Genomic DNA, 25470 nt, shown 5'->3' with positions numbered 1-25470 from the left:
GGCGCCGTCCGCTAGCTGCCAGGACAGCCGCGGGGTCCGGGTCCGGATGCCCAGCGAGTCGTCGCGGTGCTCGACGCGCGGGCGGCGGGGGCCGGTGGTCACACGGAACCGCAGGCGGCGGCCAGCCGGCACAGGTCGATGCTGCGCTGGAACTCCTGAGCGGGGTTCTGGTCAGCGCCGTCGGTGAGGAACACGAAGGTCAGCCCGTTGGCCGGGTCGGTCCAGGCGAGCTGGCCGGCGGCGCCGGGGTGCCCGAACGTCCCCGGCGAGGTGCTCCCCATCCCGATCCGGGCAGCTGCGCCGGGGCCGTCCCCGGACGTCTCCAGGCCCCGAGTGCGCATCGCCGGAATGCCGAACGCGTCGGGCAGCCGGTTCCGCACGTTGCCGGTCACATCGGCCAGGACGGCGGGATCCCAGAGGCGGCTCGTGTTGTGCAGCAGGGCCTGGTGGAACAGCGCGAGGCTCCGAGCGTCGGACACCGCACCCGCACCGGGCACACCTGCCGCCCGCGCCTCCGGCTCGTTGAACGGCGGCAGGTCCACCAGCGCGCCCTCGGGTATCTCGAAGTCCAGGCCCAGGGACTCGGCGAACTCGGCCCTGCTCAGCTGCCGGCCGATCAGCTGTAGCGGCCGGACGTCGTGCCCGCGCTCCGGGGGTACACCGAGCTCGAGGCGGTCCAGTCCGAGGGGGTCCAGGACGCGTTCGCGGACGGCGGCGCGGTGGTCCAGTCCGGTGCGCAGTGTGATGAGCTCGGCCAGCACCCAGTGCGCGGACAGCCCGTGGTAGACGTAGCTCGACCCCGGAGCCGAGATCAGCGTCCACGCCTCCATCTGCTTCACCCGCGCTTCCCGGTCGCCCATGGTGGACCAGTCCAGCTGGGCGTGGGGAAAGCCGGCGGTGTGCAGCAGCAGGTGGTCCAGGGTGACGCCGTCCTTTCCGTTCTGCGCGAAGCCCGGCCACCAGGTGCTCACCGGCTCGGCTGGATCGAGCTCACCCTCGGCGATCAACTGCCAGATCACGGAGGCGACGATGGGCTTCGTGGCGGAGAAGATCGTGTACCGGCTGCTGTCCGGCGCCCCGATGGTCTCCTGGACGAGCACCTCACCGTCGCGGGCCAGTGCGAACTGGCAGGACGGGATGTTGCCCGCGGCGACCTCCTGTTCGGCGCGTCGTCGCAGCTGCTCGACGGGGTCGGTGGGCAGGGCGGGCATGTCGGGCTCCTCGTCGGTCGGGCTGGGGGCCGGGGTCAGGAAGCGGCCGGCGGAGGTGAGGCTCGCCCCCGGACGCCCCCGGACGCCCCCCCCGACCGCCCACGCCCGTGGGCGCGGGCGTAGGTCACCGGTTGATGATGGGCAGGACGAGGCGGCTGGGTCGGGCTCCGCCGTGGTGGACGGTGGTGTCGGCGACGACCATGTCCTCCAGCGCCTCGGAGGAGATGACCCCGCCGGTGTTCGAGTTGCGGTCGTAGTGCGGGAAATTGCTCCCTGACACGTCCAGGCGGATGCGGTGCCCGGGGAGGAACACGTTGGAGGTGACCGACATCGGGACGGTGACCTCGTAGACCTCGCCGGGGGCCATCAGCTCGGGCTCGGACAGGCTGTTGCGGTAGCGCAGCCGGAGGATGCCGTCGCACAGATTGATGGCGCGGCCGTCGGGGAAGACGTCGACGAGCTTGGCGGTGATGTCGGTGTCCACCGCGGTGGAGGAGACGAACACCTTCAACTCGACGAACCCGGTGACCTCCACGGGCTCGGTCAGGACCGCGGTGCTGTAGCAGAGGACGTCGTCGCGGCCGTCGACCACGCATTGGTCCACCGGCCCGAGCTCGAGGCCGGGGCCGGGCGGCAGCAGCGAGCCGCCCGCGGTCGGCACCGGGTTCCGGGGGTCGTACCGGAACGTGTCGCTGCCGTCGGTGGTCGGTGCGTCGAGTTCGAGGGTGCCGTCGCCGTCGCGGGTGTTGGCCGCGCCGCCGCTGGCCAGGTGGTAGTCGGTGTACCGCGTGTCCGGCAGCGGCCAGTCGGTCTCGTCGCGCCACTGGTCGATGCCCATGACGAAGATCCGTACCCGCGGCGCCGGCGCCGGGGGAGGCGTGCCCTTGAGGTGCTGGTCGAAGAACTCGAGGTGTGAGGCGGTGAGGTCGACGGCGGCGAGCGGTCCGAAGGAGCGGACGGGGTAGTGCCCGGTCCAGTTGAGGTGGTCCCACGGTCCGATGACCAGCCGGGACTCCTCCCGGGCCTGCTCGGAACCGGCGGACGTCCGGACCCGGACGAAGTCGGTGACCAGCCCGTGGATCTTGATGTCGTACCAGCCGCCGGTGGACAGCACCGGGACGGTGACCTGCTCGATTCGTGCCGCCCGGTCGACTGCGCGCCAGTACTCGTCGTAGTCGGGGTGGGCCAGCCAGTCGTCGAGCCAGCGGCCTCGTCCGTGCACCGGCAGGTCGGCGACGGGTGTGGCGTGGTTGAGCGAGACCGGGTCCATCGCCGCTGGGCCCAGCCGCATCAACGCCGAGTTGTCAGAGGTCTCACCGCGCTGCAGGGACCGCTGTTCCTCGGCGGCGTACATCGCGGCGGCCCAGAACGTCACGAGGCTCAGGGACAGGGCGCCACCCGGGGAGTAGATGAGCTTCGAGTGCCAGTCCGCCGCGGCCGCGGTGGGCGCGATGGCCCGCAGGCCGGGGGCGTCGGCGGTGGCCAGAGCCCATTGGGTCATGCCCATGAAGGAGCCGCCGTAGGTGCCGACCGACCCGTCGCTCCAGTCCTGTTCGGTGATCCACGCGACGGTGTCCTGACCGTCGGCGCTCTCGTGGACCATCGGGACGAAGACACCGTCGGAGTCGTAGGTGCCGCGGGTGTCCTGCCAGACGACGGCGTAGCCGGCGTTGAGGTATGTGAGCAGAGAGGTGTGGCCACCGGCTGTGCCGCCGAAGTAGGCGGTGTCCTTGCTGTACGCCGTGCGTATCAGCAGGGTGGGCGCCTGCCCCTCCACAGGGCGCCAGACGTTGGCGCGCAGAGTCACCCCGTCGCGGGTCTTCATGGGGACGTTGCGTTCGTACATCATGTCCATGCGGTCTCTCCTCGTCGAGGACGTCGTGGGTTCAGCGGCCAGTGGTGTGCTGTTCAGCGGCGGATGATCGGCAGGATGAGCCGACTGGGGTGCTCGGGGCCGTGCAGGACCCGGTTGGTGGCGACGACGGCCTGGTCGAGGGTCTCGCTGTTGATGACGCCGCCGGTGTTGGTGTTGCGGTCGTAGCGGGGGAAGTTGCTGGAGGAGACCTCCAGCCGGATCCGGTGACCGGCCAGGAAGACGTTGGACGTCACCGCCAGGTCCAGCGTCAGCTCGTATTCCTGCTCGGGCTCCAGCAGCTCGGGCTGGGCGAGGGAGTTGCGGTAGCGGGCGCGCAGGATGCCGTCGGTGAGGTACAGGGCGCGGCCGTCGGGGTGGACGTCGACGAGCTTGCCGGTGAAGTCGGTGTCGCGGGCCGAGGAGGTGACGTGCAGGACGAGGGACACGTGGCCGGTGACCTCGACCGGCTCGTCGAGGACGGGGGTGGTGAAGCACAGCACGTCGTCGCGGGCCTCGGCGGGGCGCTGGTCGACCGGTCCGACGGCGTTCAGCACCGCCGATTCGTTCCACCGGCCGCCGAAGGAGGGCACCGGCTGGGCGGGGTCGTAGGTGTAGCTGTCCACGGTCTCCACCGACGGCGCGTCGCTCGCCCGCAGGACGCCGTCCCCGTCGGCGGTGTTGGCCGCACCGGCGCTGTCGAGGTGGAAGTCGACGTAGGTGGTGTCGGGCAGCGGCCAGTCCTGCTCGTCGCGCCACCGGTCGATGCCCATGACGAAGATCCGGACCGGAGCACGCCCGTCGAGGGCATCGGTCTGCCCGCGCAGCCACCGGTCGTAGAAGGCGACGTGCGCCGCGGTGAGGTCGGCGGCCAGTGCGCTGGCGGCCATCCCGAACTGCCGGTCGGGGTAGACGCCGGTCTGGGAGAGGTGGTCCCACGGGCCGATGATCAGCCGCTGCCCCTCGCGCGCCTCGGGGCTGCCGGCCTCGGCCTTCATCCGGGTGAAGGCGCGGGCGGTGGCGCCGGCGAAGATGTCGAACCAGCCGCCGACGTGCAGCGCCGGGACCGTGATCTCTTCGATCCGCTCGGCGACGGCGAGGCCCTGCCAGAAGTCGTCCCGGTCGGCGTGCTGCATCCAGTCCGACCACCACGGCGCGTGCTTGCCCAGGAGCTCCTGCTCGGCGGGCATCACCTCGAGTGAGGCCTTCGGGTCGGCCGCTGACACGGCCAGGGCCTTCACCGTCTGCCGGTCGCCCGTGCCGGCGGCCAGCGACCGCCGGGCATCGGCCAGCGCCATCGACGTGCACCAGAACCAGACGGTCTGCCAGGACATCGCGCCACCCTCGGAGTACCAGGGGTCGGCGTAGTAGTCGATGGTGGTGAACGTGGGCGCGATCGCCTTCAGCCCCTCGGGTGCACGGGAGGCCGATGCCCACTGGGTGAACCCGAGGTAGGAGGGGCCGAAGCCGCCGACGTTGCCGTCGCACCAGGGCTGCTGGCGCACCCATGCGATGGTGTCCACGCCGTCATCAGGCTCGTTCACCATCGGCTCGAACGTCCCCTCGGAGGCGTACGCGCCACGACAGTCCTGCCACACCACCGCGTACCCGGCGTCGAGCAGCCCGATGATGTCGGGGTTCGTGGCGATGGCCGACATGCCAGGCTGGTTCTTGCCGTACGGGAGACGCACCAAGAGCGCTGGCGCCGGTCCGGCGTCTGGGATCCAGACATCGGTGGCGAGCCTGATCCCGTCCCGCATCGGGACCATGACATCTCGCTCGACCCTGAAACCCATGTCGACTCCTCTTGCCATCTCTCTTACGGTCACGGGGCATTCGACGTGGAGGTCCGTCGTCGACCGACGGATCTCGACCGCCGGTCCTCAGGCGGGCCGGCGGTGCCGGTCCACGAACCGGCGTTGCTCGGCGGCGAGTTCCAGGTCCTCGGGCGCCTCACCCCCGAACCCACCGTGTGGCATGGCCTCGAAGACGTGGAGCTCCGCCTCGACGCCGGCCGCGCGCAGACTGCGGTGCATGCGCACCGCGTTGGAGAGGAACAGGTCGCGAGTACCTGTCGTGAGGAAGGTGGGTGGGAAGCCGGTCAGGTCGGCGAACAACGGCGAGACATGAGGATCGGCGAGGTCGGCGCCGGCGGCATAGAGACGGTTGATCTCCATCAGGGACCCGAGCACGTTGTCGGCGGCCAGGTTCGTGGTGAACGAGTCACCTGATTCGGTCAGGTCCACCTCCGGACTCTTGAGGACGAGTGCGGCCGGCATCGGCAGGCCTTCCTCCCGAGCACGCACCAGCAACGCGGCCGCGAGGTTGCCGCCGGCCGAGTTCCCACCGATGAAGACGTCGGCCGCATCCCGGACCGTCAGCAGCTCGCGATAGACCGCGAGGCAGTCGTCGAGGCCGGCCGGGAAGGGGTGGCGCGGGGGCATCCGGTAGTCGACACCCCAGGTGGGCAGGCCAATGGTGCTCGCTGTTATGGCAGCGAAGGTTCCGCAGAGGTCCCCGCCGCCCATGATGAGTGCCCCGCCGTGCAGGTCCAGATAGACCGGCCCGGTCTCGGTGGAGGCCCCGGTCGGTGTGGCGACGAAGGTGCGGACACCTGCCACCTGCCGGTCCGCCACAGTGCCCGGGAAGGCATAGGCCGAGAACCGGGTCGACATGCCGCCGTCGGCCGCGGCAACCAGCTGCTCCCAGCCATCCGTATCGCTCAGGGCCGGCCATGGCGCTGTCACGCGGGGTGCGGCGAGAGCCGCGCGGGCGGCTTCGCTGACGCTCTTCGGGGCGGGCAAGGGTGACTGCGCTGACATCGTCATGTGCGGGTTCCCGTTCGATGGGTCGTTGCGTCGGACGTGCAGGAGACGGGGTCCCCGCCGGGCAGGACACCGGTGCACCGGGTGCTGAGCACGAGCATGGATGCATGTTGTAACGCGCGACACTAACTCTCGTCCAGGCCCGATGCACGGGTCAATGACAGGTCCGAACGGCGGGTCCGAACTTCCGGAGGCACAGTGAGCGCCGATGGGTGCCAGGCCGTGAACACCGGGGCGATCGGTTCCGGAGCTCGACCTGACGCGGTCGGTCATGTCCCTGCCTCAAGGCGGCCTACCGGCCCGACCACGTCAGGCTGACGGCCTACTGAAGAAGTTCCCCGCGGGAAATGGCGCACGAAGGCGCCCCGCTGGCGTCGACAGCCAGCAGTGGAGGCCGCCCCTCACGCGGCTCGCACGGAGTGCTGCGGTTCGACGGCGGCGCTTAGTGCGACCTACAGCAACCAGGGGAGCCGTCGAACCGGTGGCCCGTACGCCCAGCGCCTCGAGTCACGGCGAGAGCCCTCCTGACGGAGCTCCTGTCTGTGTCACTGCCTGGGGCGCGAGCCCGCGGCGCCGCAGCAGACGTTGCTCGTGCGACCACGTCACCGATGTCCCCGCGCTAGGTCGTGGACCGCAGGAGCTGCATCAACCCGTGCGCGAAGAGGATGTGGGACGAGAAGTGGTCGTGACCGTACGGACCTGTCAACAAGTCGACGTCGAGGTCGAGTTCCCGAAGAACGCTCGCGAATTCGTGGGTAGCGGTATAGAGAGACGGAATGTCGTACACGCGATCTACTTCGAGTTCGCCCACTGCGAGCACGAAACGAGTGTCCGGCGGTGGCGGATTCGAGCGGAAGCGCTCGTAGAACTCACGTGGTTCGTGTCCACGAGCCATGTAGGCGATTCCGGGCGACGTCGCGACGACGTGCCCGAAGTGAGCGGACTCGTGTGCCGCGCTGAGAATGGCAGCCTCGCCGCCCCCACTGTGACCGGACACGACGTTGCGGTCCCGAGCGGTCGGGAACTCGTAGCGGGCTCGGACATCGGTGACGAGTTCCTCGCACACGAATCGATCGAGCGGTACCGCGAAGGTCACCTCGGCCTGACGACTCTCCGGGGGGTTGTCGATGAAGACCATCGCCGTCCGCCCGATGCTCCCCGAGGTGATGAGGTGTTCCACGAGGTTCTGCGGCGGCAGCATGTACCTGCCGAGGCACCCCGCCCCGTCGAAGGCCCAGATCACGTTCTCCAACGGGTCGTTCCCGGGCGGCAGGTAGACCCAGTAGCGACGGTCGCCTGCCAGCACCTCGCTCGTCACCGTGTGCTCGTGGAGCGAACCGGCCGCCGGCCGGGTGAGGGCGGCGACGAGTTCGGGGTCTCGTCCCGGATCGAGGTCCAGCAGCGACCGAGGATTGATCGGATCTGCTACGAACCGGCTGTACTTCTCCCATTGATCGGCTGCTTCCAGCCACGGATCCCAGTGCCCGCGGATGTCCGGCGCATACGAGTACGTAGTGCGTGTGTCTCGGGGGAGCCGCAGCGTGAGGTGGAAGACATCGGTGCCGGGGAGGCGTCGGAGGAGGTGCTGCTCCCAGTCGCTCAGGACGATTCCACCGGCGAGACCGACGTGCTCGGTTGTTCCGGTCTCGTCTCGCCAGAGGAACGTGACCGCGACCCCTGTGCTGTCGCCCTCGATCGGACGGACCAGCGGCCCGCCCGCAGCCCGGACCTCGGTCCAGAACGCGGAGACAACCTGCTCAGGGTCGTCACCATCAGCCAGCTCGGCTCGCAGGGCTTCTATCCGTTCACCGACCACCGGCTCTCGCCAACCGGTCTCGTACCTGCTTCGGGTCACAGTCGGGCTAGAGGTGATTCTTCCGTCGAGCACCACAATCGCGTCCTTCGCCTCGAGGTTCTGCAGGTTCGTCTAAGTCGCTATCTCGAGGTCTGCACCGCGGCGTCTGTTGTATGGACGATGCGCCCCCCTTGTATGACCGAGACGAGATGCTCCCCGATGTCGGCGAGTACCTCGATGTCGAGACTCGGGTCGGCATCGAGAATGAGGAGATCTGCCCTGGCTCCCTCATCCACGACGCCGAGCTCACCAGAACACCCGAGCAACTCGGCCGCGGTCACGGTCGCCGCTCGTATGGCATCGATGGCTGGTTGGACCTGCCCGAGCAGCCGGAACTCTTCGTTCTGATGCCGCTGCATGCCGCCGAGGAGATCGGAGCCGTAGACGAGATTGACGCCGGCCAGATGAGCGCGGCGGATCGCTTCGAGCCCGGTCTCGAGAACAGTGTCGACCTTCAGCCACATGTCGCTGGTCAGGCCGAATTCGCGGCCCTCCTCCTTCAGCGCCCAGTAGGTCACCAGGGTGGGCACCAGAAAGGCATCGCGCTCGAGGAAGAGGGAGATGCTCTCATCGTCGAGCAGGTTGCCGTGTTCGATCGAGCGAACGCCAGCGCGCAGTGCGCGGTTGACGGCGCGGGCTGTGTAGGCGTGCGCCGCGACGTAGCGATTGGCCGCCTCCGCCTCTCCTACGGCGGCTTCCAACTCCTCGATGGAGTACTGCGTGGAATCGATGCGGTCCGTCGGCGACGACACCCCTCCCGATGCCATGATCTTGATGTGGTGCGCGCCCTTCCGGATCTCATCGCGAGCGGCCGTCCGTACCGCGTCGACGCCGTCGGCGATGGTCCCGATCCCGCAGTAGCCACGGGAACCGGGCACGTGGTCCTCCCCGGGTAACCGCATGTCCCCGTGGCCACCGGTCTGGCTGAGCGCGTGGCCGCAGTAGAAGATGCGTGGTCCCGCGAGAAGCCCCTCCTTCTGGGCTCGCGCCAGGCCGTGGTCCGCTCCCGCGAGGTCGCGCACGGTCGTGAATCCTCGCCCGAGGGTCTCCCTCATGATCCTGGCGCTCTGCGCGTACACGTACGACGGTGCGGCGCTCTCGACCACTCGAAAGTCAGCGCTGAAGGCGGTGAGGTGCACATGTCCGTCGATGAGCCCCGGCACCACCACCCGCCCCGACGCGTCGATCCGCTCCGTCCCGCGGTGATCGAGCTCCGTGCCGATCTCGACGATCCAGCCGTCCTCGATCCGGATGTCCGCCTCACGCGTCGTACCCGCAACGACGTCGAGCACCGCTCCGCCGACGATGAGAAGGCTGGCTGCACCAGAGGTCGGTGGGAATGCGGCGGCGGTCATAGGCGTGTTCCCTCTCCTCTCGACGAGGCCTCCGAAGTGGCGAAGCTTGCAGGAACGCTGCTCGTCGCACCATCCGAAGGCGCGGCTTTGCTCGCGTCGCTCGCGCCGGACGACGTCGAGGCGGGTCGCGCGGCACCCAGGGCTCGCGGTCGACGTCACCGCCGAGTCGGTGGCCCGGTCCTCGACGGCAGCACCGCCCCCGACGGCTGATCCCGGGCCGTCGGTCGGTGCGGCAGAGGGTCGCCGCGCCGCGCTCTGGCCGTGAGATGCGACCAGGCACGTGGTCCTGGACCGCAGGTCCGGGTGAGGGCGCGAGCCGGCACGAGCCTCGCTGTGCTCACCGTGGTGCGCCGATGTGCCGCGGTGTGGTTGACGCGGCAGCATGACCGTGATTGCGTTGGTAACGCGCGACACTATTCCGATCGGCGCGGGTCATCCCGTCCGGAGGGCGGCTCTCCGGAGCGTCCCGGGTCGGGATCCGCGCGGCTACGCGGGGTGGGCGACCCCGCCTCTGGCGCTCCATCGACGAGGAGGTCCGAGGGTGCCCCGCATCGACTTCAACCGGGACTGGGCGTGCCGGACCAAGGTGACCGCCTTCCAGGAGCTGGGCGGTGGGGCCGCAAGCGACTGGGAACCGGTCACCCTGCCGCACGACGCGGTGATCTCGCAGCCGCGTCGTCCCACTCTGGAACATGGCGAGACGACGGGCTGGTACCCGGGCGGGGCGTTCGAGTACCGCAAGACGCTTGCGGTGGACGAGGCCGACCGCGGCGATCGCTTCTTCCTCGAGTTCGACGGCGTCTACCGCGACGCCATGGTCTACGTGAACGGCGCACTCGCCGGCCGGCACGCCTACGGCTACTCGCGCTTCGTCGTCCGGATCGATCCCTTCCTGTCCTTCGGGAGCGACAACGAGATCCGGGTGGAGTGCCGAGCGCACCAGGACAGCCGCTGGTACTCCGGCGCAGGGATCCATCGAGACGTGCACCTGATCACGAAGAGCCCCGGGCACATCGCCGTCGACGGCGTCGCCGTGACCACCCCTGACATCGACGGGCAGCGGGCCGTCGTCGCCGCCGCCGTCGAGGTGGTGAACGGCAACCCGACGACGACGACGTTCACGCTGACCGCAGTTCTGGAGGACGCACACGGCGCCGAGGTGGCGAGCGATCGGGCGCCGGTGACCGTCTTCCCGGGGGAGCGGGCCACCGTACGGCCACGGCTGTACGTCCCGGAGCCGGCGCTGTGGAGTGTCGACAGCCCCTCCCTGTACTCGCTGCGTCTCGAGCTCTGCGACGGCGACGAGGTCGTCGACGAGGAGCGCACCACCTTCGGCATCCGGTCCCTGCGGGTCGATCCGCAGCACGGCCTGCGGATCAACGGCGAGGTCGTGAAGCTCCGCGGGGCCTGCATCCACGCCGACAACGGCCCCCTCGGTGCCGCGGCCATCGGGCGTGCCGAGGAGCGGCGGGTCGAGCGGCTGAAGGAGGCCGGCTTCAACGCCATCCGCAGCGCGCACAACCCGATCAGCAGCGCGATGCTCGAGGCCTGCGACCGGCTCGGCATGCTGGTGATGGACGAGACCTTCGACATGTGGACGTCCGGCAAGTCCGACTTCGACCCCGCATTCCAGTTCGAGGACTGGTGGGAGCGGGACGTCGAGGCCATGGTGGCGAAGGACATCAACCACCCGAGCGTCGTCTTCTACTCGATCGGCAACGAGATCCCCGAGGCGGGCAGCCCCTTCGGCGCCGTCTGGGGGCGGCGGCTCGCCGAGAAGGTCCGGTCGCTGGACGGCACGCGGCTGGTCACCAACGGCATCAACCCCTTCGTCGGCATCCTCGACGTGGTCCTCCCGCACATGCGGCAGCAGCGCGAGGCGGCGGAGTCGGGTGGCGGTGTCAACACGATGATGGCCGACTTCGGCCAGATGATGGGGAAGATCCAGACCTCGCAGCCCGCGACCGAGCGGACGGAGGAGTCCTTCGCCGTGCTCGACGTCGCCGGCATGAACTACGCCGACGCGCGCTACGAGCCCGACCGCGAGCTGTTCCCCAACCGGGTCATCGTCGGCAGCGAGACCTGGCCGGCGCAGATCCCCGGCAACTGGGCCCTCGTGATGGCCCATCCACACGTGATCGGGGACTTCACCTGGACCGGGTGGGACTACCTCGGCGAGTCCGGCATCGGCGTCGTCCGGTATGCGGCTGGCGAGGACGGCCGGAAGCTGAGGGGGTTCTCGGGTGGTCATCCGGACCTCACCGCGGGGACCGGGGACATCGACATCACCGGCCACCGGCTGCCCGTGTCCTACTTCCGCGAGGTGGTGTTCGGCCTCAGGTCGCAGCCGTACGCCGTCGTCGGCCGGCCGGAGAACCTGGACCGCGAGATCGCCGTGGCGACGCCTTGGGCGTGGACCGACGGCATCGCGAGCTGGACCTGGGAGGGGTCGGAGGGCGCACCCGTGGCCGTGGAGGTCTACAGCGCGGCCGACGAGGTCGAGTTGCTCCTGGACGGTGAGTCCGTCGGGCGTTCGGCCGTCGGCGCGGACAAGCCCTTCCGGGCCGATTTCCGCACCACCTACCGACCTGGTGAGCTCACCGCGGTCTCCTACGCCGGCGGGGTGGAGACCGGACGCTGCACCCTTTCGACCGCCGGGGACGACCTGGTGCTCACCGCGGTGGCCGACCGCGCCGAGCTGTCCGCCGACACCCGCGATCTCGCCTTCGTCGACCTCGTGCTGACCGACGGGAACGGGCGGGTGCACAACGGCCGCGACCGCAGCGTCACCGTGACCGTGGACGGTTCGGGGGTGCTGCAGGCGCTCGGCAACGGCAACCCGGTGAACCCGGAGGCCTTCACGGAGGACAACCACCGCACGTTCGACGGCCGCGCCCTCGCCGTCGTCCGGCCCACGGGTCCAGGCGACATCGCCCTGAACGCCAAGGCCGAGGGCTGCGACCCGGTCACCGTCACCCTCCGGGCGCGGTGAGCCGCACTGGACCCCATCGACCGCGCGGCCGTGGTCCGCCGCCACGTCGTCGAGCTGACCGAGCCGCATCCCGAACACGTCCTGACCGTGGGCAACGGCGACTTCGCGTACACGACGGACATCACCGGCATGCAGACCTTCCCCGCCTTCCACGACCAGGCGGCGGCCGCCGCGCGCGGGTCCACGGCGGTGAACACCGCTACCATGAGCACCTGGGGCTGGCACGAGATGCCCAATCCGGACGGGTTCGTGCTCGAGGACGCGATGTCGGAGTACCCGACGACCCGTGGCCCGGTGTTCTACCCGGATCGCTACGACATCGGCGAGGCCATGTCGGGACAGGTCAGCGAGCGGAACCGGGCCGGCGCCTGGCTGCACGCCAACCCCCAGCGGATCGACCTCGGACGCATCGGGCTCGCCCTGAGACCTGGGTCGGACGCGCCGGCCGAGACCGACCCCGCATGCCTGGCGGACGTGCGCCAGCGGCTGGACCCCTGGACCGGTGTGATCGACAGCTCCTCCCGCTACGGCGGTGAGGCCGTCTCCGTCCGGACGGTCGCGGCACCGGACTCGTCCACCGTGGCCTTCTGCATCGAGTCGCCGCTGCTGCAGGACGGCCGCGCCGTCGTGGCGCTGCGCTTCCCGTACGCCTCCGACGGCTTCTTCCAGACCGCGGACTGGACAGCGCCCGAGCGGCACACGTCGGCCCTGGTCGGGGACGAACCCGGCCACGCCGTCGTCCAGCGGACACTCGACGCCACCTCCTACAAGGTGGACGTCCGCTCGTCCTCCGGCAGCCTCCGGCCGGGCACGGAGCCGCACACGTTCGAGCTGCACGGGCCGGACGAGACGCTCGAGCTCGTCGTCCGGTTCGCACCTGCCGATGCCGACGAGGGCCCGGCCGAGTCCTTCGGCTCCGTCAGGGCACGGGCGGCCGGGTGGTGGGAGTCGTTCTGGCTCTCCGGTGCCGCGGTCGACCTGGCCGGCAGCACCGACCCGAGGGCACACGAGCTGGAGCGGCGCCTCGTCCTGTCCCAGTACCTCACCGCGGTGAACTGCGCCGGCGGGATGCCGCCGCAGGAGACGGGGCTCGTCACCAACTCCTGGCAGGGCAAGTCTCACCTCGAGATGCACTTCTGGCACGCGGCGCACTTCGCGGCCTGGGGGCGCCCGCAGCTGTTCGAGCGCAGCCTCGGCTGGTACCGCTCGATCGCCGGACAGGCGCGGGCGACGGCGAGCCGGCAGGGGTATCCGGGGCTCCGCTGGCCCAAGCACGTCGGGCCGGACGGCAGGGAGAGCCCCGACCCCACCGGTTCTCTGCTCATCTGGCAGCAGCCGCACCTGTTGTACCTGTTGGAACTGGTCTGGGCGGCCTCGGAGGCCGACCGGCGACCGACGCTGGTCGCGGAGTTCGCGGACCTGGTCGAGGAGACCGCGGAGTTCATGGCCGCCTTCGCCGAGGAACGCGACGGGGTGTTCCACCTGGGTCCACCGGTCATGCCCGCCCAGGAGTTCTACGAGGCCGCCGAGACCGAGGACCCCACGTACGAGCTCGCCTATTGGTGGTGGGGTCTCGAGCTCGCTCAGCGGTGGCGGGAGCGGTCGGGGATCGGGCGGCATTCGGAGTGGGACCGGGTGCAGGCCACAATGGCCCGGCCCTCCGTCGTGGACGGCCGGTACGCCGTCGTGGCCGGGACCTCTGAGGTCCGCCGGGACGACCACCCCTCGATGCTCGCCGCTCTGGGCGTTCTGCCCCCGACGCCACTCGTCGACCCGGACACGATGGCGGCGACCCTGGTCGACGTCATGGCTGACTGGCACTGGCCCTCCGCGTGGGGCTGGGACTTCCCGGTGATGGCCATGACCGCCACCCGGGTGGGCCGCCCCGACCTCGCCGTCGAGGCCCTGCTGAAGGAGGTCCCCCGGAACGGGTTCACCGCGGTCGGGCACAACCCGCAGCTCGGGTCGTTCCTGCCGATCTACCTGCCGGGGAACGGCGCACTGCTGGCCGCGGTCTCGCTCATGGTGACGGGGTCGGGGGAGGGCGCCGCTCCCGGCTTCCCGGCCGACACGTGGTCGGTCCGCAGCGAGGGCTTCGTGCCCTGGCCAGGGGTCGGGACGGCGTAGGCCGCCGCGCTCCCGGCCACGATCCGACCCAGAGGGCGTGCCTCAGGCCGTCCCGCCCCGCACGAGGGTGAGGAAGGGAGACGCCTGGACGGGTTGCTCGGCCTCGCCGTCGCCCAGAAGCGCCCGCAGCTGGGAGGCGATCGCGCTGACCATGCCGCGCAGGTCCACGTCGACCGTCGTCAGCGGGGGCGACCACAGCTGCCCGACGGGGATGTGGTCGACGCCGACCAGGGCCAACCGGTCCGGCACAGCGACGTCGAGCTCCCGGGCGGCTGCGAGCAGTGCGAGCGCGACCTCGTCGTTGTAGCAGGCGACGCCGACCGGGACGTCGTCGCCGGCGAGCACCTCTCCCAGCGCCACCGTCGCCTGCGTGAGATCGAGAGGTACGCGCACCTGTGCCGGTTCGGGCAGGCCTTCGCCGGCGGCGAAGGCCCGCAGTGCCGCAAGTCGCCCGGGGCCGTAGGCGTCCAGCCGCTGGTCGGCGAGCGCGGCGAACCACAGCGTCCGGCAGCCGCTCTCGAGCAGGGTTCGGGCCTGGATCTCCGAGATGCCGCCATCGCCATCGCGGGCCGTTCCCGGCGGGGCGTCGGGGAGCGCGATGATCCCGTGCCCCTCCAGCTGGAGCCGCTCGTCGGCGGAGAGCACTCCGAGGTCGATGACCCCGGCCGGCCGCAGGGCCAGAATGGCCGTCATGGTCGCGCTCGGCGTGTTCCCGGCGAACCGCACGACGACGTTCCCGCCGACCGCCCGCGTGCCCACCATCACCTCGTCGACCACGTCCTGCAGGTTGCTGCCGAAGGTGCTGTTGGGGAGCAGGACGACGATCGTGTCGCTGCGCCCGCTGGCCAACGAACGCCCGGCGAGGGAGGGCTGATACGCGAGTTCCTTCGCCGCATCGAGCACTCGCTGGCGGGTGCTCTCCGGGAACCGGGCGTCGTTGCCGTTGAGGATGAAGCTGACCGTCGAGCGGGAGACCCCGGCTCGTGCCGCCACGTCATAGCTCGTCGCCGGTCGCCGGCCCACGGGGGTCGCCGTCATGGCTGCATCCTGACACAGCAGGCCATGTGTGAGTCCTCGGGCAGTGGGCGACGGACGCGTCGGAGGGCACCATCGGACGCTCCCGAACGCGGATGCCGGGGTCGCCGAGCGACATTTCGCAACGCTTTCGTCGTCGGACCTTTACACACACGTGTGATCCACCTTACGGTCAGGTGTCGCGTGTTACTAACGCGTGCGATACGGACAGCGAGTCTCTGACCTGTCGTCGCTGCTGTCCGCCGTCCCCTGCCTGTGACGAGGAGTCCCATGAAGTTCAAGGCACTGGCGCGCACCGGCGCCGTCGCTGTGGCGCTTGCTCTGGCCCTGAGCGCCTGCACCTCCGATGGTGGGGATTCCGACGGTGGCGACTCTGAAGGCGGGAACTCATCGGGCGGCGGCACCGCCACCCTCAACCTGGCCACCGGCACCCCGCCGGCGGACTTCCGGATCGGCGCCTGGACCGGCGGCGAGGCCTATCTCTTCCTCTCGGTGTACGACACCGTCGTCAGCCTCAGCCCCGACGGTGAGGTCGAGCCCAACATCGCGGAGACCTTCGAGTACAACGCCGACAACACCGAGCTGACGCTGCACATCAGGGACGGGATGACGTTCACCGACGACACTCCCGTCGATGCCGCCGCCGTCGCTGCCTCTCTCAACGCGTCGAAGGAGGGCGTCGCCACGTCGGGCCGGCTGGCCTCCGTCTCCGGTGTCGAGGCGACCGACGAGTCGACCGTGGTGGTGACCCTCTCCGCCCCCGACGCAGGACTGCTGGCCGCGCTCGCCAGCATCGCCGGCGCCGTCGGTTCCCCGGAGGTGCTCGAGGACGAGTCCTCGCAGCTCGAGCCGGTCGGATCCGGTCCGTACACGCTCGACCAGGCCGGCACCGTAGTGGGGTCGACGTACACGTTGCAGCGCAACGGTGACAACTGGGACGCCGACTCCTACCCGTTCTCCACGGTCGTCTTCCAGGTCATCTCGGACACGACCGCCGTCCAGAACGCGATGCTCTCGGGCCAGATCGACTACAGCGGGCTCCAGGCGGGGCAGGAGTCGCTCTACCCGGAGGACCAGTTCACGATCGGGGACGGCGCGCCGCAGGCCGTCGCGGGGCTGTGGCTGCTCGACCGGGCCGGCACGATCGTCCCAGCGCTCGCCGACGTCCGCGTCCGACAGGCGATCAACCTCGCGCTGGACCGGGAGACCATCGCCGAGACTCTCGGCCAGGGAGGGGTGGTGCCGACCAACCAGGTGATGGACCCCCGAGGAGATGCCTACAGCGAGGAGCTCGTCGACGAGCAGTCGTTCGACCTCGACCGCGCCAAGGACCTCATGGCCGAGGCCGGCTACTCGGACGGCTTCAGCGTCACGATGCCCAGCATCCAGGGCCTGACGACGACGTTCGAGTCGGCCTTCGACCAGCAGTTCGGTGAGATCGGCATCGACATCACCTGGGAGCCGATCACCTTCCAGGACTTCCAGGCCCGGATCGCCGCCCGCAACTACCCGATGTTCTTCTTCTTCAACGGGTACGCCGGGACGGACTCTGGTGACGTGCAGGCGAACACCAGTGCGATCTTCAACGCCTTCGACCAGACGACGCCGGAGTTCGAGCAGCTGGTCACGACCGCCAACGCCGCGCCGCTGGACCAGCAGGACGACGCCTTCCGCGCGGTGAACGAGTACTTCGTCGACCAGGCCTGGTTCGCACCTCTCGGGTATGCCCAGGGCAAGTTCGTCACGGCCAAGGACATCGTGTTCACACCGCCGTACATCACCGCGCAGACGCTCCGTCCGTTCGCACCGGCCGACTGAGCCCGATCGATTCCCGGTGCGGCGCGGGGCCCCTGGCCCCGCGCCGCACCGCCGGCTGGAGGTCGTCATGCTGCCCTACTTGTTCCGCCGTCTGGGTGCCGGCATCGTGCTGGTGTTCCTGGTCACCGGTATCACCTTCGCCCTGACGTACACCGCCGACATCCCTGTCGCCCGCAACATCCTCGGTCCCCAGGCGACCGATGAACAGATCGCGATCCTCAATGCCCGGCTGGGCCTGGACAAGCCCTTGTGGGAGCAGTACACCGACTGGCTGGGTGGCCTCTTCCACGGTGATCTGGGCAAGTCCTACTTCAGCGGCCAGGACGTCACCGACGCGCTGACCAGCCGGCTGCCGGTCACCCTGTCGGTGGTGGTCGTCGCCATGATCATCACCCTGCTCGCCAGCACCGCGCTGGGGATCGCCTCCGCCGCCCGCCGGGGGTGGCTGGACAACCTGCTGCAGGGCATCTCGACGATCTCGTTCGTCTTCCCCGGGATCATCCTGGGCATCGCGCTGGTCTACGTGTTCGCGATCGAGCTGCGCTGGGTGCCGGCCACGGGCTACACGAAGCTGGCCGACGACCCGCGGGCCTGGTTCTCGTCGGTGATCCTGCCCGCCATCGTGCTGTCGATCGGTGGGATCGCGGCTCTGGCCGCGCAGGTCCGCGGATCCCTGATCGACGAGCTGGACCGCGAATACGTCCGCACCCTGCGGGCCCGCGGGGTGTCGGAGCGGTCGCTGCTGCTGAAGCACGCATTGCGCAACGCGGCAGGTCCGGCGCTGACGACCTTCTCCCTGCAGTTCATCTCGATCTTCGGTGCCGCGTTGTTCGTCGAGAAGATCTTCGCCCTGCCCGGCTACGGCTCCTACGCCTTCAACGCCACGCTGCAGGGAGACCTGCCCGCTCTGCTGGGCGTGACCGTCTTCGGCGTCCTGCTCGTGGTCATCGTCAACCTGCTCGTCGATCTGGCCCAGGGCTGGCTCAACCCGAAGGCGAGGCTCGCGTGACCGTTCCCGACGTCGACACCGCCACGGCACCGGTCGTGGAGACCGCAGTCCGGCCGCGCAGAGGTGCCTGGCGGCGGCTGCTGCGCAAGCCACTCGGCATCGGCGCCCTGCTCGTGCTGGTGGCGATCATCGTGCTCGGGCTGCTCGAACCCGTTCTCAGCCAGCACGACTCGGCTCTCGCCAACCTCCAGAAGGTCAACGCCGACGTCGGTGAGCCCGGCTACCTGCTGGGCGCCGACCAGTTCGGGCGCGACATCTGGGCCCGGGTCCTCTCCTCGATCAACGTGTCCGTCGCCTCCGCCCTCATCGGCGCCGGGGTGGCGGTCGTGCTGGGCACCGTCTTCGGCCTGATCGCCGGCTACATCGGGAAGCGGACGGGCGCGACCCTGTCCTGGGTGTTCGAGCTGCTCATGACCTTCCCGGCGCTGATCCTGATCCTGGTCCTGCAGCCGGTGACCGGTGGCTCCTACAAGGTGACGATGGTGATCTTCGGGGTGTTCCTCGCCCCGGGGCTCTTCCGCCTCGTCCGCAACCTCGTCGTCGGCGTGCGCAACGAGCTCTACGTCGATGCTGCGCGGGTGGCGGGGTTGTCGAACCGGCGGATCCTCTCCCGGCACGTGCTCTACGTCGTCCGCGGACCGATCATCATCACTGCGGCCTTCCTGGGCACTGCCGCCATCGGCGTGCAGGCCGGTCTCGCCTTCCTGGGCGTCGGCTCCAGCCAGCAGGTGAGCTTCGGCGCGATGACCGCCGACGCGTTCGGCAACATCTACGTCAAGCCGGTGCAGATGGTCTGGCCCTCCCTGTTCCTGGCGCTGCTCACCGGCTCGCTGGTGCTGCTGGGCAACGCCTACCGCGACGTCCTTGCAGCCCCCCAGGGTGCGGTCGCGCCCGGCGGCCGGCGGGCGAAGCGGCGACCGGCTGCGGCCTCGCCGTCCGCCCCTGGCGACGTGTTGCCCCAGGACGTCACCGCAGGCGACCATGCACCGTCGGTGGGAAGCGCCGCCACCGCCACCGTCGCTGCTCTCGCCGCAGCGGAGTCCGCAGGCGGGGCCCTGCTGGCCGTGCGCAACCTGCGCGTGGGCTACCCGCAGGTCGACGGCTCTGTGCGCGACGTGGTCAAGGGCGTCTCGCTCGACGTCGCAGCCGGCGAGATCGTCGGTCTGGTCGGCGAGTCGGGCTCGGGCAAGTCCCAGACCGCCTTCTCGATCCTGGGGCTGCTGCCACGGCAGGCCAGGGTGACCGCCGACGTGCTCCGGGTGGACGGGCAGGACCTCCAGGGCCTGGGGCCGGGCGGGATGGGCAAGCTCCGCGGGTCGGTCCTGGCCTACATCCCGCAGGAGCCGATGGCGAACCTGGACCCGTCCTTCACCATCGGCAGCCAGCTCGTCGAGGGCCTGCGTGGGATCCCGAAGCGGGAGGCCGAGCAGACGGTGCTGGACCTCCTGGACCGGGTCGGCATCGTCGACCCCCGGCGCACCTTCAAGAGCTACCCCCACCAGATCTCCGGGGGCATGGCGCAGCGGGCGCTCATCGCCGGCGCGGTCGCGCCACGGCCGAAGCTGCTGATCGCCGACGAGCCCACCACCGCCCTCGACGTCACCGTCCAGGCGGAGATCCTCGACCTGCTGCGCGACCTGCAGAACGAGTTCCACATGGGCGTTCTGCTGGTCACGCACAACTTCGGGGTCGTGGCCGACCTGTGCGACCGGGTCCTGGTCATGCAGGAGGGGGAACTGGTCGAGGGCGGTGACGTCCGGTCGATCTTCCACGCGCCGCAGCACCCGTACACCCAGCAGTTGATCGGAGCGATCCTGGACGAGGAGACCGTGCGCACCGACCCCACCCCCACCTCCACCGGAACGACTGCGCCAGCGCTGACCAAGGGTGGGGCACGATGACCGCCCTGCTGGAGGTCCGGAACCTGCGGCTGAGCTATCCGTCGCGGGGTTGGCGGTCCAAGACGCCGGAGGTGCTGCGCGGAGTCTCGCTGGAGATCGCACCGGGGGACACCCTGGGCCTGGTGGGGGAGTCGGGCTCCGGCAAGACCACCCTGGGCCGGGCCATCCTCGGGCTGGCCACCCCCACCGCCGGGACGATCACCTTCGACGGCAGGGACATCACGCATCTCGGGCCGAAGCAGCGCCGGTCGCTGGCCCGCGACATCCAGGTGGTGTTCCAGGACCCGTACACGTCGCTGAACCCGACCCTGACGATCGCCGACATCCTCGCCGAGCCCCTCATCGCCCAGGGGACCGATCCGGCAGAGGCGCGGACGTCGGTCGGCCGGCTGCTGGACCAGGTCGGCATGCCCGTCGACGCCCTGCACCGCTACCCGCGCGAGTTCTCCGGCGGGCAGCGTCAGCGGGTGGCGATCGCCCGTGCGCTGGCGCTGGAGCCGCGGCTGATCGTGTGCGACGAGCCGGTGTCGGCGCTGGACCTGTCCACACAGGCGCGCGTGCTCGATCTGCTCATAGACATCCAGCGTCGCACCGGTGTGGCGTACCTGTTCATCACCCACGACCTCGCCGTCGTCCGGCACGTCAGCCACCGCATCGCCGTCATGTACCGCGGCGAACTGGTCGAGACGGGGGACACGGCCGCGGTGACGACCAGCCCGAGCAACGACTACACCCGCAATCTCCTGCTCGCCTCGCCCACGGCCGACCCGGATCGGCAGCGGGAGCGGCGTGAGGCCCGCCGGCTGGCCCGGTCCGCGGCGGCCTCGGCGTGAGCCGTCCGCAGCGCTGGGCCGTCGTCGGCACGGGGACGATCTCCCGGAGTGCGGTGCCGGACCTCATGGCGTGCGAGGGCGTCGAGGTCACGATCGTGCACAGCCGGGACCCGGAGAAGGCGGCGGCCTTCGCCGCCGAGTTCGGCATCCCCCGGTCCACCGGGGACTACGCAGCGGTGGTCGCGGACGACTCGATCGACGCGATCTATCTGGCCACACCGATCGCCACCCACCATGCGATGACGCGGCAGGCGCTGCTCGCCGGCCGGAACGTGCTGGTGGAGAAGCCGATCGCCACCAGTGCAGCCGAAGCCGCCGACCTGTTCGCGCTGGCCGCCGACCGTGGGGTCTTCCTCATGGAGGCCATGTGGATGAAGTTCAACCCGGTCTTCCGGCGGCTCCGGCAGGAGATCGCCGAGGGCCGGATCGGCGAGCCCCGGAGCCTGCGGGCGGGCTTCGGCATCCCCTTCCCGGAGGACATGGGCACCCGGTTCGAAGCCGGCCCCGGCGGCGGGGCGCTGCTGGACCAGGGGATCTACCCGGTCACGCTTGCCCACGCCCTCTTCGGCGAGCCGCAGTCCCTGCATGCCGGCGGCGTCGTCCGGCCGGACGGGGTCGACCTCGCCCACCACGTGACTCTCGAGTTCTCCCAGGGCCGTTTTGCCCAGTGCGCGACGTCCATGACGGAGTTCACCGACCTGTCCGCGTCGGTCAGCGGTCCGAAGGGATGGATCGTGCTCTCGCCTCCCTTCTGGGCGACGACGAGCCTGCAGGTCCGCGCGGGCTCCCTCGAGGCGATCTTCGTGACACCGGAAGCGGTGGACCTGCCCCGGGAGGGCAACGGCTACGTGCCGATGATGCGCGAGGTGGTGGAGGCGATCGAGGCGGGCCTGACCGAGCATCCCGTGCACACGGTCGCGGACACCCTGTCCGTGTTCCGCACTCTCGACGAGATCCGCTCGCAGCTCACCCGCACCGCGGCGCCCAGCGCCGGAGAGGACGTCGCCCGATGACCACGCCCGACGCCGGTCGCCGCCTCGAGGAGGCTGCGGCCCTCACGAGCGGGGCGTCGTTCTGGACGACGAAGGAGGCGGACGGTGCGGCGTCGTTCTGGCTGACCGACGGGCCGCACGGTATCCGCAAGCAGGTCGCGTCCCCGGACCATCTGGGGCTGGCGGCGAGCGAGCCGGCGACGTGCTTCCCCCCGGCGGTGGGGCTGGCGCAGTCGTGGGACCCGGAGCTCGCCTCCGAGGTCGGTGCGGCGCTGGGCCGGGAGGCGCAGGCCCACGGCGTGGGGGTGCTGCTGGGCCCGGGGGTGAACATCAAGCGGGACCCCCGCGGCGGCCGCAGCTTCGAGTACTTCTCCGAGGACCCGGTGCTGACCGGGACCCTGGCGGCCGCCTGGGTGCGCGGCGTGCAGGGCGAGGGCGTGGGGACCTCGCTGAAGCACTTCGCCGGCAACGAGGCCGAGCACGACCGCATGCGGGCGAGTTCCGACGTCGAGCAGCGGCCACTGCGCGAGATCTACCTCCGCGCCTTCCAGCGGGTGGTGGAGGACGCGCAGCCATGGACGGTGATGGCCGCTTACAACAAGGTCAACGGCGTCTACGCGACCGAGGACCGGTCGTTGCTGACCGACGTCCTGCGCGGTGAGTGGGGCTTCGACGGGGTGGTGGTCAGCGACTGGGGCGCCGTCGCCGACCGCGTCGCGGCCGTCGCGGCCGGCCTGGACCTGCAGATGCCCGGCCCCGATCCGGGGGGCGACGCCGGCCTGGTCACGGCGGTCGAGGAGGGCGGGCTGCCCGCGGCGTCGCTGCAGCGCGCCGGCCGGACCGTCGCGGAGCTCGCGGCGAAGGTGGCCGCCGGCCGCCGCCCGGGAGTGGCCTTCGACGCCGACGCCCACCACGAGCTGGCCCGCCAGGTGGCCGCGCGGTGTGTGGTGCTGCTGGAGAACGACCCCGTGGACGGATCGGCCCTGCTGCCCCTGGCGCCCGATGCTTCGGTGGCGGTGATCGGGGAGTTCGCCGAGCTGCCGCGTTACCAGGGCGGGGGCAGCTCGCACGTGAACCCCACCCGCCTCGACGTCCCCCTCGAGGAGCTGCGCGCCCGCCACGGCGGACCCGTCGCCTCCACGCGCGGGTTCACCACCGACGGATCGGGGGACCCCGACGCGCTGCGGGCGGAGGCCGTCGAGGCCGCCCGCGCCGCCGACGTCGCCGTCCTGTTCATCGGGCTGGCGGAAGAGCAGGAGTCGGAGGGCTTCGACCGCGAGGACATCGAGCTCCCCGCCGACCAGGTCGCGCTCGTCCGGGAAGTCGCCGCCGTGCAGCCGCGCACCGTGCTGGTGCTGTCCCATGGCGGGGTGGTCCGGCTGGCGCCGGTGGTGGACCTGGTGCCGGCGATCGTGGACGGCGCGCTGATCGGGCAGGGCGGGGGAGCGGCGCTGGCCGACGTCCTGGTGGGCGCGGTCAACCCCTCGGGCAAGCTCGCCGAGACGGTGCCTCAGCGGCTGCAGGACGTGCCCGCCTACCTGGACTTCCCCAGCGAGTTCTCCGCGCACCGCTACAGCGAGGGCGTGCACGTCGGGCATCGCTGGTACGACGCTCGTGGCATCGACGTGACGTTCCCCTTCGGCCACGGCCTGTCCTACACGACCTTCGACGTGACCGACCTGCACCTGGGCGCCTCGGACGACGGCATCACCGCCACCGTCACCGTAGCCAACACCGGGGCCCGGGCCGGGCGGGAGGTCGTGCAGTTCTACGTCGGTGTCCCCGGATCGGCGGTGCGGCGGCCGCTGCGTGAACTGAAGGGCTTCGCCGCAGTGGTCCTGGAGCCGGGGGAGAGCCGGCGGGTGTCGGCGCTGCTGCGCCGCGCGGATCTGGCCTACTGGCACCCGAAGGCACAGCGGTGGGTCCTCGAGCCGGGGGAGTACGAGGTGTCGGCCGGGGTGTCCAGCCGCGACCTGCGCGCCACCGCGCTCGTCGGCGTGATCGGGGACGGGTTCCGCCCTCCCATCACCGGGGAGAGCACTCTGGATGAGGTGCTGGCGGACCCCGAAGCCAGGGCGTCGATCCTGCCGCTGCTCGCCTCGGCCGGTGAGGCCCTCGGTATGGACGTGGCCCAGACGATGGGGTCCATCCCCGTCGGCCGGCTGAGCGCTTTCGGCGGCGGCCGGGACGGCGCCGCGCCGCCCGCGGCTGCTCCAGGGACAGCGGCCTCCTGACGGGCCCGTGCTCACTGACCACATCGCGGCCGGCTTCCACTGACGGTCCTGCGGGTCGGACGGTGACCTCAACGGCGCCTCCATCCGAGCGGACCCGGGTCACCGGCGGACATCCGGCTCCTCGCCGTCGCCGTGCGCCTCGCCTCGCGGCTCGACTCGATCCAACGACACCGAGACAGTGAGGATCCACAGATGAGGCGACCGACCCCCGACTTCCTGTGGGGCGCGGCCACGGCACCGCACCAGATCGAGGGCAACAACCTCAACAGCGACTGGTGGGCCACGGAGCGGCTGATGCCCGGCATGGAGCGCAGCGGCGATGCGTGCGACAGCTACCACCGCTACGCCGAAGACATGCGGCTGCTCGCCGACGCAGGGCTCAACGCGTACCGCTTCGGCATCGAGTGGGCGCGCATCGAACCCGACCCCGGCCACGTGTCGCGCGCAGAGCTGGCGCACTACCGGCGGATGATCGACACCGCGTTGCAGCTGGGCCTCGCCCCGGTGGTGACGCTGAACCACTTCACCGTGCCGCGGTGGTTCGCCGAGGAAGGTGGCTGGACCGGGGAGAAGGCACTCGATCGCTTCGTCTCCTACGTGCAGGCGGCCACCGGGATCCTCGACGGCGTCCCCTACGTCGCGACGTTCAACGAGCCCAACATGCTGGCGATGATGGTGACGCTCGCCCGCGCGGTCGAGGCCGGGGAGCTGGCGGAGTGGCAGAGCCCGACGGTCGAGAGCGAGGGCGAAGGGGGCCAGGGGACGGGGCGGCCGGCAGTGCTGCCGGCGCCGGACCCGGAGATCGGCCGCCGGCTGGCCGACGTCCACGCCGCCGCCCGCAGCATCGTGCGAGAGCGAACCGACGCCGCGGTCGGCTGGACGGTCGCCGCCGGGGCGTACACCGCCGCGCCGGGTGGAGAGCAGAAGCTGATCGAGGAGCGCTACGTCCGCGAGGACCTGTACTTCGAGGCTGCCCGCGGGGACGACTTCGTCGGGGTGCAGGCGTACTCCACGCAGGAGGTGGACGCGAACGGTCTGGTGCCGACCCCGCAGCATCCGGACAACACGCAGGTCGGCACCGCCTTCCGGCCGGACGCGCTCGGCATGGCGATCCGGCACAGCTGGGAGGTGACCGGGGGCGTGCCGGTCCTGGTGACGGAGAACGGCATCGCCACCGCCGACGACACCCGTCGGATCGCGTACACGCGCGAGGCCCTGCGTGGCCTCCTCGTCACCGCCGACGAGGGCGTCGACGTCCGCGGCTACCTGCACTGGTCGGCTCTGGACAACTACGAGTGGGGCCATTGGGAGCCCACCTTCGGCCTCATCGCGGTGGACCGGGAGACGTTCGAGCGCAAGCCCAAACCGAGCCTCGCGTGGTTGGGCGACGTCGCCCGTCGCGGCGGCGTCCTGGATTCCTGAGCGGTCGCT

Annotated in this window: 16 protein-coding genes; 9 read left to right on the top strand and 7 right to left on the bottom strand. The window is 70.6% G+C overall.

Annotation, left to right across the window (positions count from 1 at the left end; all coding sequences use genetic code 11):
* Positions 1-98 precede the first annotated feature (98 nt).
* From N555_RS0102145 to N555_RS0102120, 6 genes are all read right to left on the bottom strand, one after another.
* Positions 99-1211, bottom strand: coding sequence for a serine hydrolase domain-containing protein (locus N555_RS0102145; RefSeq protein WP_029429859.1), 1113 nt, complete (start codon positions 1209-1211; stop codon positions 99-101).
* A 124-nt stretch (positions 1212-1335) separates the two neighbouring features.
* Entirely contained in the window at positions 1336-3066 is a 1731-nt protein-coding gene (locus tag N555_RS0102140; protein ID WP_029429858.1) for a CocE/NonD family hydrolase, read from the bottom strand.
* 53 nt (positions 3067-3119) lie between these two features.
* Positions 3120-4823, bottom strand: a complete 1704-nt coding sequence (locus N555_RS0102135; protein WP_081865932.1) for a CocE/NonD family hydrolase — start codon at positions 4821-4823, stop codon at positions 3120-3122.
* A 123-nt stretch (positions 4824-4946) separates the two neighbouring features.
* Positions 4947-5891, bottom strand: coding sequence for an alpha/beta hydrolase (locus tag N555_RS0102130; protein WP_029429856.1), 945 nt, complete (start codon positions 5889-5891; stop codon positions 4947-4949).
* Between the two features lie 616 nt (positions 5892-6507).
* Positions 6508-7779: an enterochelin esterase domain-containing protein gene (locus tag N555_RS0102125; RefSeq protein WP_081865908.1), complete on the bottom strand. Its 1272-nt coding sequence runs from the start codon at positions 7777-7779 to the stop codon at positions 6508-6510.
* Positions 7780-7823: 44 nt separating this feature from the next.
* Positions 7824-9098, bottom strand: coding sequence for a metal-dependent hydrolase family protein (locus N555_RS0102120; protein WP_051683578.1), 1275 nt, complete (start codon positions 9096-9098; stop codon positions 7824-7826).
* A 541-nt stretch (positions 9099-9639) separates the two neighbouring features.
* Between N555_RS0102120 and N555_RS0102115 the strand changes: the two genes are divergently transcribed.
* Together N555_RS0102115 and N555_RS0102110 are read left to right on the top strand one after the other, a co-directional pair.
* The gene (locus tag N555_RS0102115; protein WP_029429853.1) at positions 9640-12090 is read left to right on the top strand and encodes a glycoside hydrolase family 2 TIM barrel-domain containing protein; all 2451 of its coding nucleotides are present in this window, start codon (positions 9640-9642) and stop codon (positions 12088-12090) included.
* Positions 12091-12120: 30 nt separating this feature from the next.
* Entirely contained in the window at positions 12121-14217 is a 2097-nt protein-coding gene (locus N555_RS0102110; RefSeq protein ID WP_051683575.1) for a hypothetical protein, read from the top strand.
* 42 nt (positions 14218-14259) lie between these two features.
* On the opposite strand, the gene N555_RS0102105 is transcribed toward N555_RS0102110, so the two are convergent.
* Entirely contained in the window at positions 14260-15255 is a 996-nt protein-coding gene (locus N555_RS0102105; protein WP_081865906.1) for a LacI family DNA-binding transcriptional regulator, read from the bottom strand.
* A 267-nt stretch (positions 15256-15522) separates the two neighbouring features.
* Between N555_RS0102105 and N555_RS0102090 the strand changes: the two genes are divergently transcribed.
* From N555_RS0102090 to N555_RS0102060, 7 genes are all read left to right on the top strand, one after another.
* Positions 15523-17070: an ABC transporter substrate-binding protein gene (locus tag N555_RS0102090; protein ID WP_051683573.1), complete on the top strand. Its 1548-nt coding sequence runs from the start codon at positions 15523-15525 to the stop codon at positions 17068-17070.
* 67 nt (positions 17071-17137) lie between these two features.
* Positions 17138-18079 carry an ABC transporter permease gene (locus N555_RS0102085; RefSeq protein WP_029429849.1) on the top strand — a complete coding sequence of 314 codons (942 nt, stop codon included), beginning with the start codon at positions 17138-17140 and terminating at the stop codon, positions 18077-18079.
* Entirely contained in the window at positions 18076-19980 is a 1905-nt protein-coding gene (locus N555_RS0102080; RefSeq protein WP_034508340.1) for a dipeptide/oligopeptide/nickel ABC transporter permease/ATP-binding protein, read from the top strand. Before N555_RS0102085 ends, N555_RS0102080 begins: the two co-directional genes overlap by 4 nt.
* Positions 19977-20813, top strand: a complete 837-nt coding sequence (locus tag N555_RS0102075; RefSeq protein ID WP_029429847.1) for an ATP-binding cassette domain-containing protein — start codon at positions 19977-19979, stop codon at positions 20811-20813. Before N555_RS0102080 ends, N555_RS0102075 begins: the two co-directional genes overlap by 4 nt.
* On the top strand, positions 20810-21826 hold the full coding sequence (locus tag N555_RS0102070; RefSeq protein WP_051683571.1) for a Gfo/Idh/MocA family protein: 1017 nt from the start codon (positions 20810-20812) through the stop codon (positions 21824-21826). The genes N555_RS0102075 and N555_RS0102070 overlap by 4 nt, the downstream gene beginning before the upstream one ends.
* Positions 21823-24039 carry a glycoside hydrolase family 3 C-terminal domain-containing protein gene (locus N555_RS0102065; RefSeq protein ID WP_029429845.1) on the top strand — a complete coding sequence of 739 codons (2217 nt, stop codon included), beginning with the start codon at positions 21823-21825 and terminating at the stop codon, positions 24037-24039. The genes N555_RS0102070 and N555_RS0102065 overlap by 4 nt, the downstream gene beginning before the upstream one ends.
* 192 nt (positions 24040-24231) lie before the next feature.
* The gene (locus N555_RS0102060; RefSeq protein ID WP_029429844.1) at positions 24232-25461 is read left to right on the top strand and encodes a family 1 glycosylhydrolase; all 1230 of its coding nucleotides are present in this window, start codon (positions 24232-24234) and stop codon (positions 25459-25461) included.
* Positions 25462-25470: the final 9 nt, after the last annotated feature.

The organism is Blastococcus sp. URHD0036 (genome assembly GCF_000701365.1).
Classification (GTDB): domain Bacteria; phylum Actinomycetota; class Actinomycetes; order Mycobacteriales; family Geodermatophilaceae; genus Trujillonella.
The sequence above is the reverse complement of the archived record's forward strand: the minus strand, read 5'-3'. Positions and strand labels throughout refer to the sequence as shown.

Coding starts and splice junctions, on each gene's coding strand:
- N555_RS0102130 (WP_029429856.1), bottom strand. CDS start 5,891: ATGACGATGTCAGCGCAGTCACCCTTGCCCGCCCCGAAGAGCGTCAGC.
- N555_RS0102105 (WP_081865906.1), bottom strand. CDS start 15,255: ATGACGGCGACCCCCGTGGGCCGGCGACCGGCGACGAGCTATGACGTG.
- N555_RS0102140 (WP_029429858.1), bottom strand. CDS start 3,066: ATGGACATGATGTACGAACGCAACGTCCCCATGAAGACCCGCGACGGG.
- N555_RS0102135 (WP_081865932.1), bottom strand. CDS start 4,823: ATGCGGGACGGGATCAGGCTCGCCACCGATGTCTGGATCCCAGACGCC.
- N555_RS0102120 (WP_051683578.1), bottom strand. CDS start 9,098: ATGACCGCCGCCGCATTCCCACCGACCTCTGGTGCAGCCAGCCTTCTC.
- N555_RS0102075 (WP_029429847.1), top strand. CDS start 19,977: ATGACCGCCCTGCTGGAGGTCCGGAACCTGCGGCTGAGCTATCCGTCG.
- N555_RS0102145 (WP_029429859.1), bottom strand. CDS start 1,211: ATGCCCGCCCTGCCCACCGACCCCGTCGAGCAGCTGCGACGACGCGCC.
- N555_RS0102060 (WP_029429844.1), top strand. CDS start 24,232: ATGAGGCGACCGACCCCCGACTTCCTGTGGGGCGCGGCCACGGCACCG.
- N555_RS0102065 (WP_029429845.1), top strand. CDS start 21,823: ATGACCACGCCCGACGCCGGTCGCCGCCTCGAGGAGGCTGCGGCCCTC.
- N555_RS0102085 (WP_029429849.1), top strand. CDS start 17,138: ATGCTGCCCTACTTGTTCCGCCGTCTGGGTGCCGGCATCGTGCTGGTG.
- N555_RS0102090 (WP_051683573.1), top strand. CDS start 15,523: ATGAAGTTCAAGGCACTGGCGCGCACCGGCGCCGTCGCTGTGGCGCTT.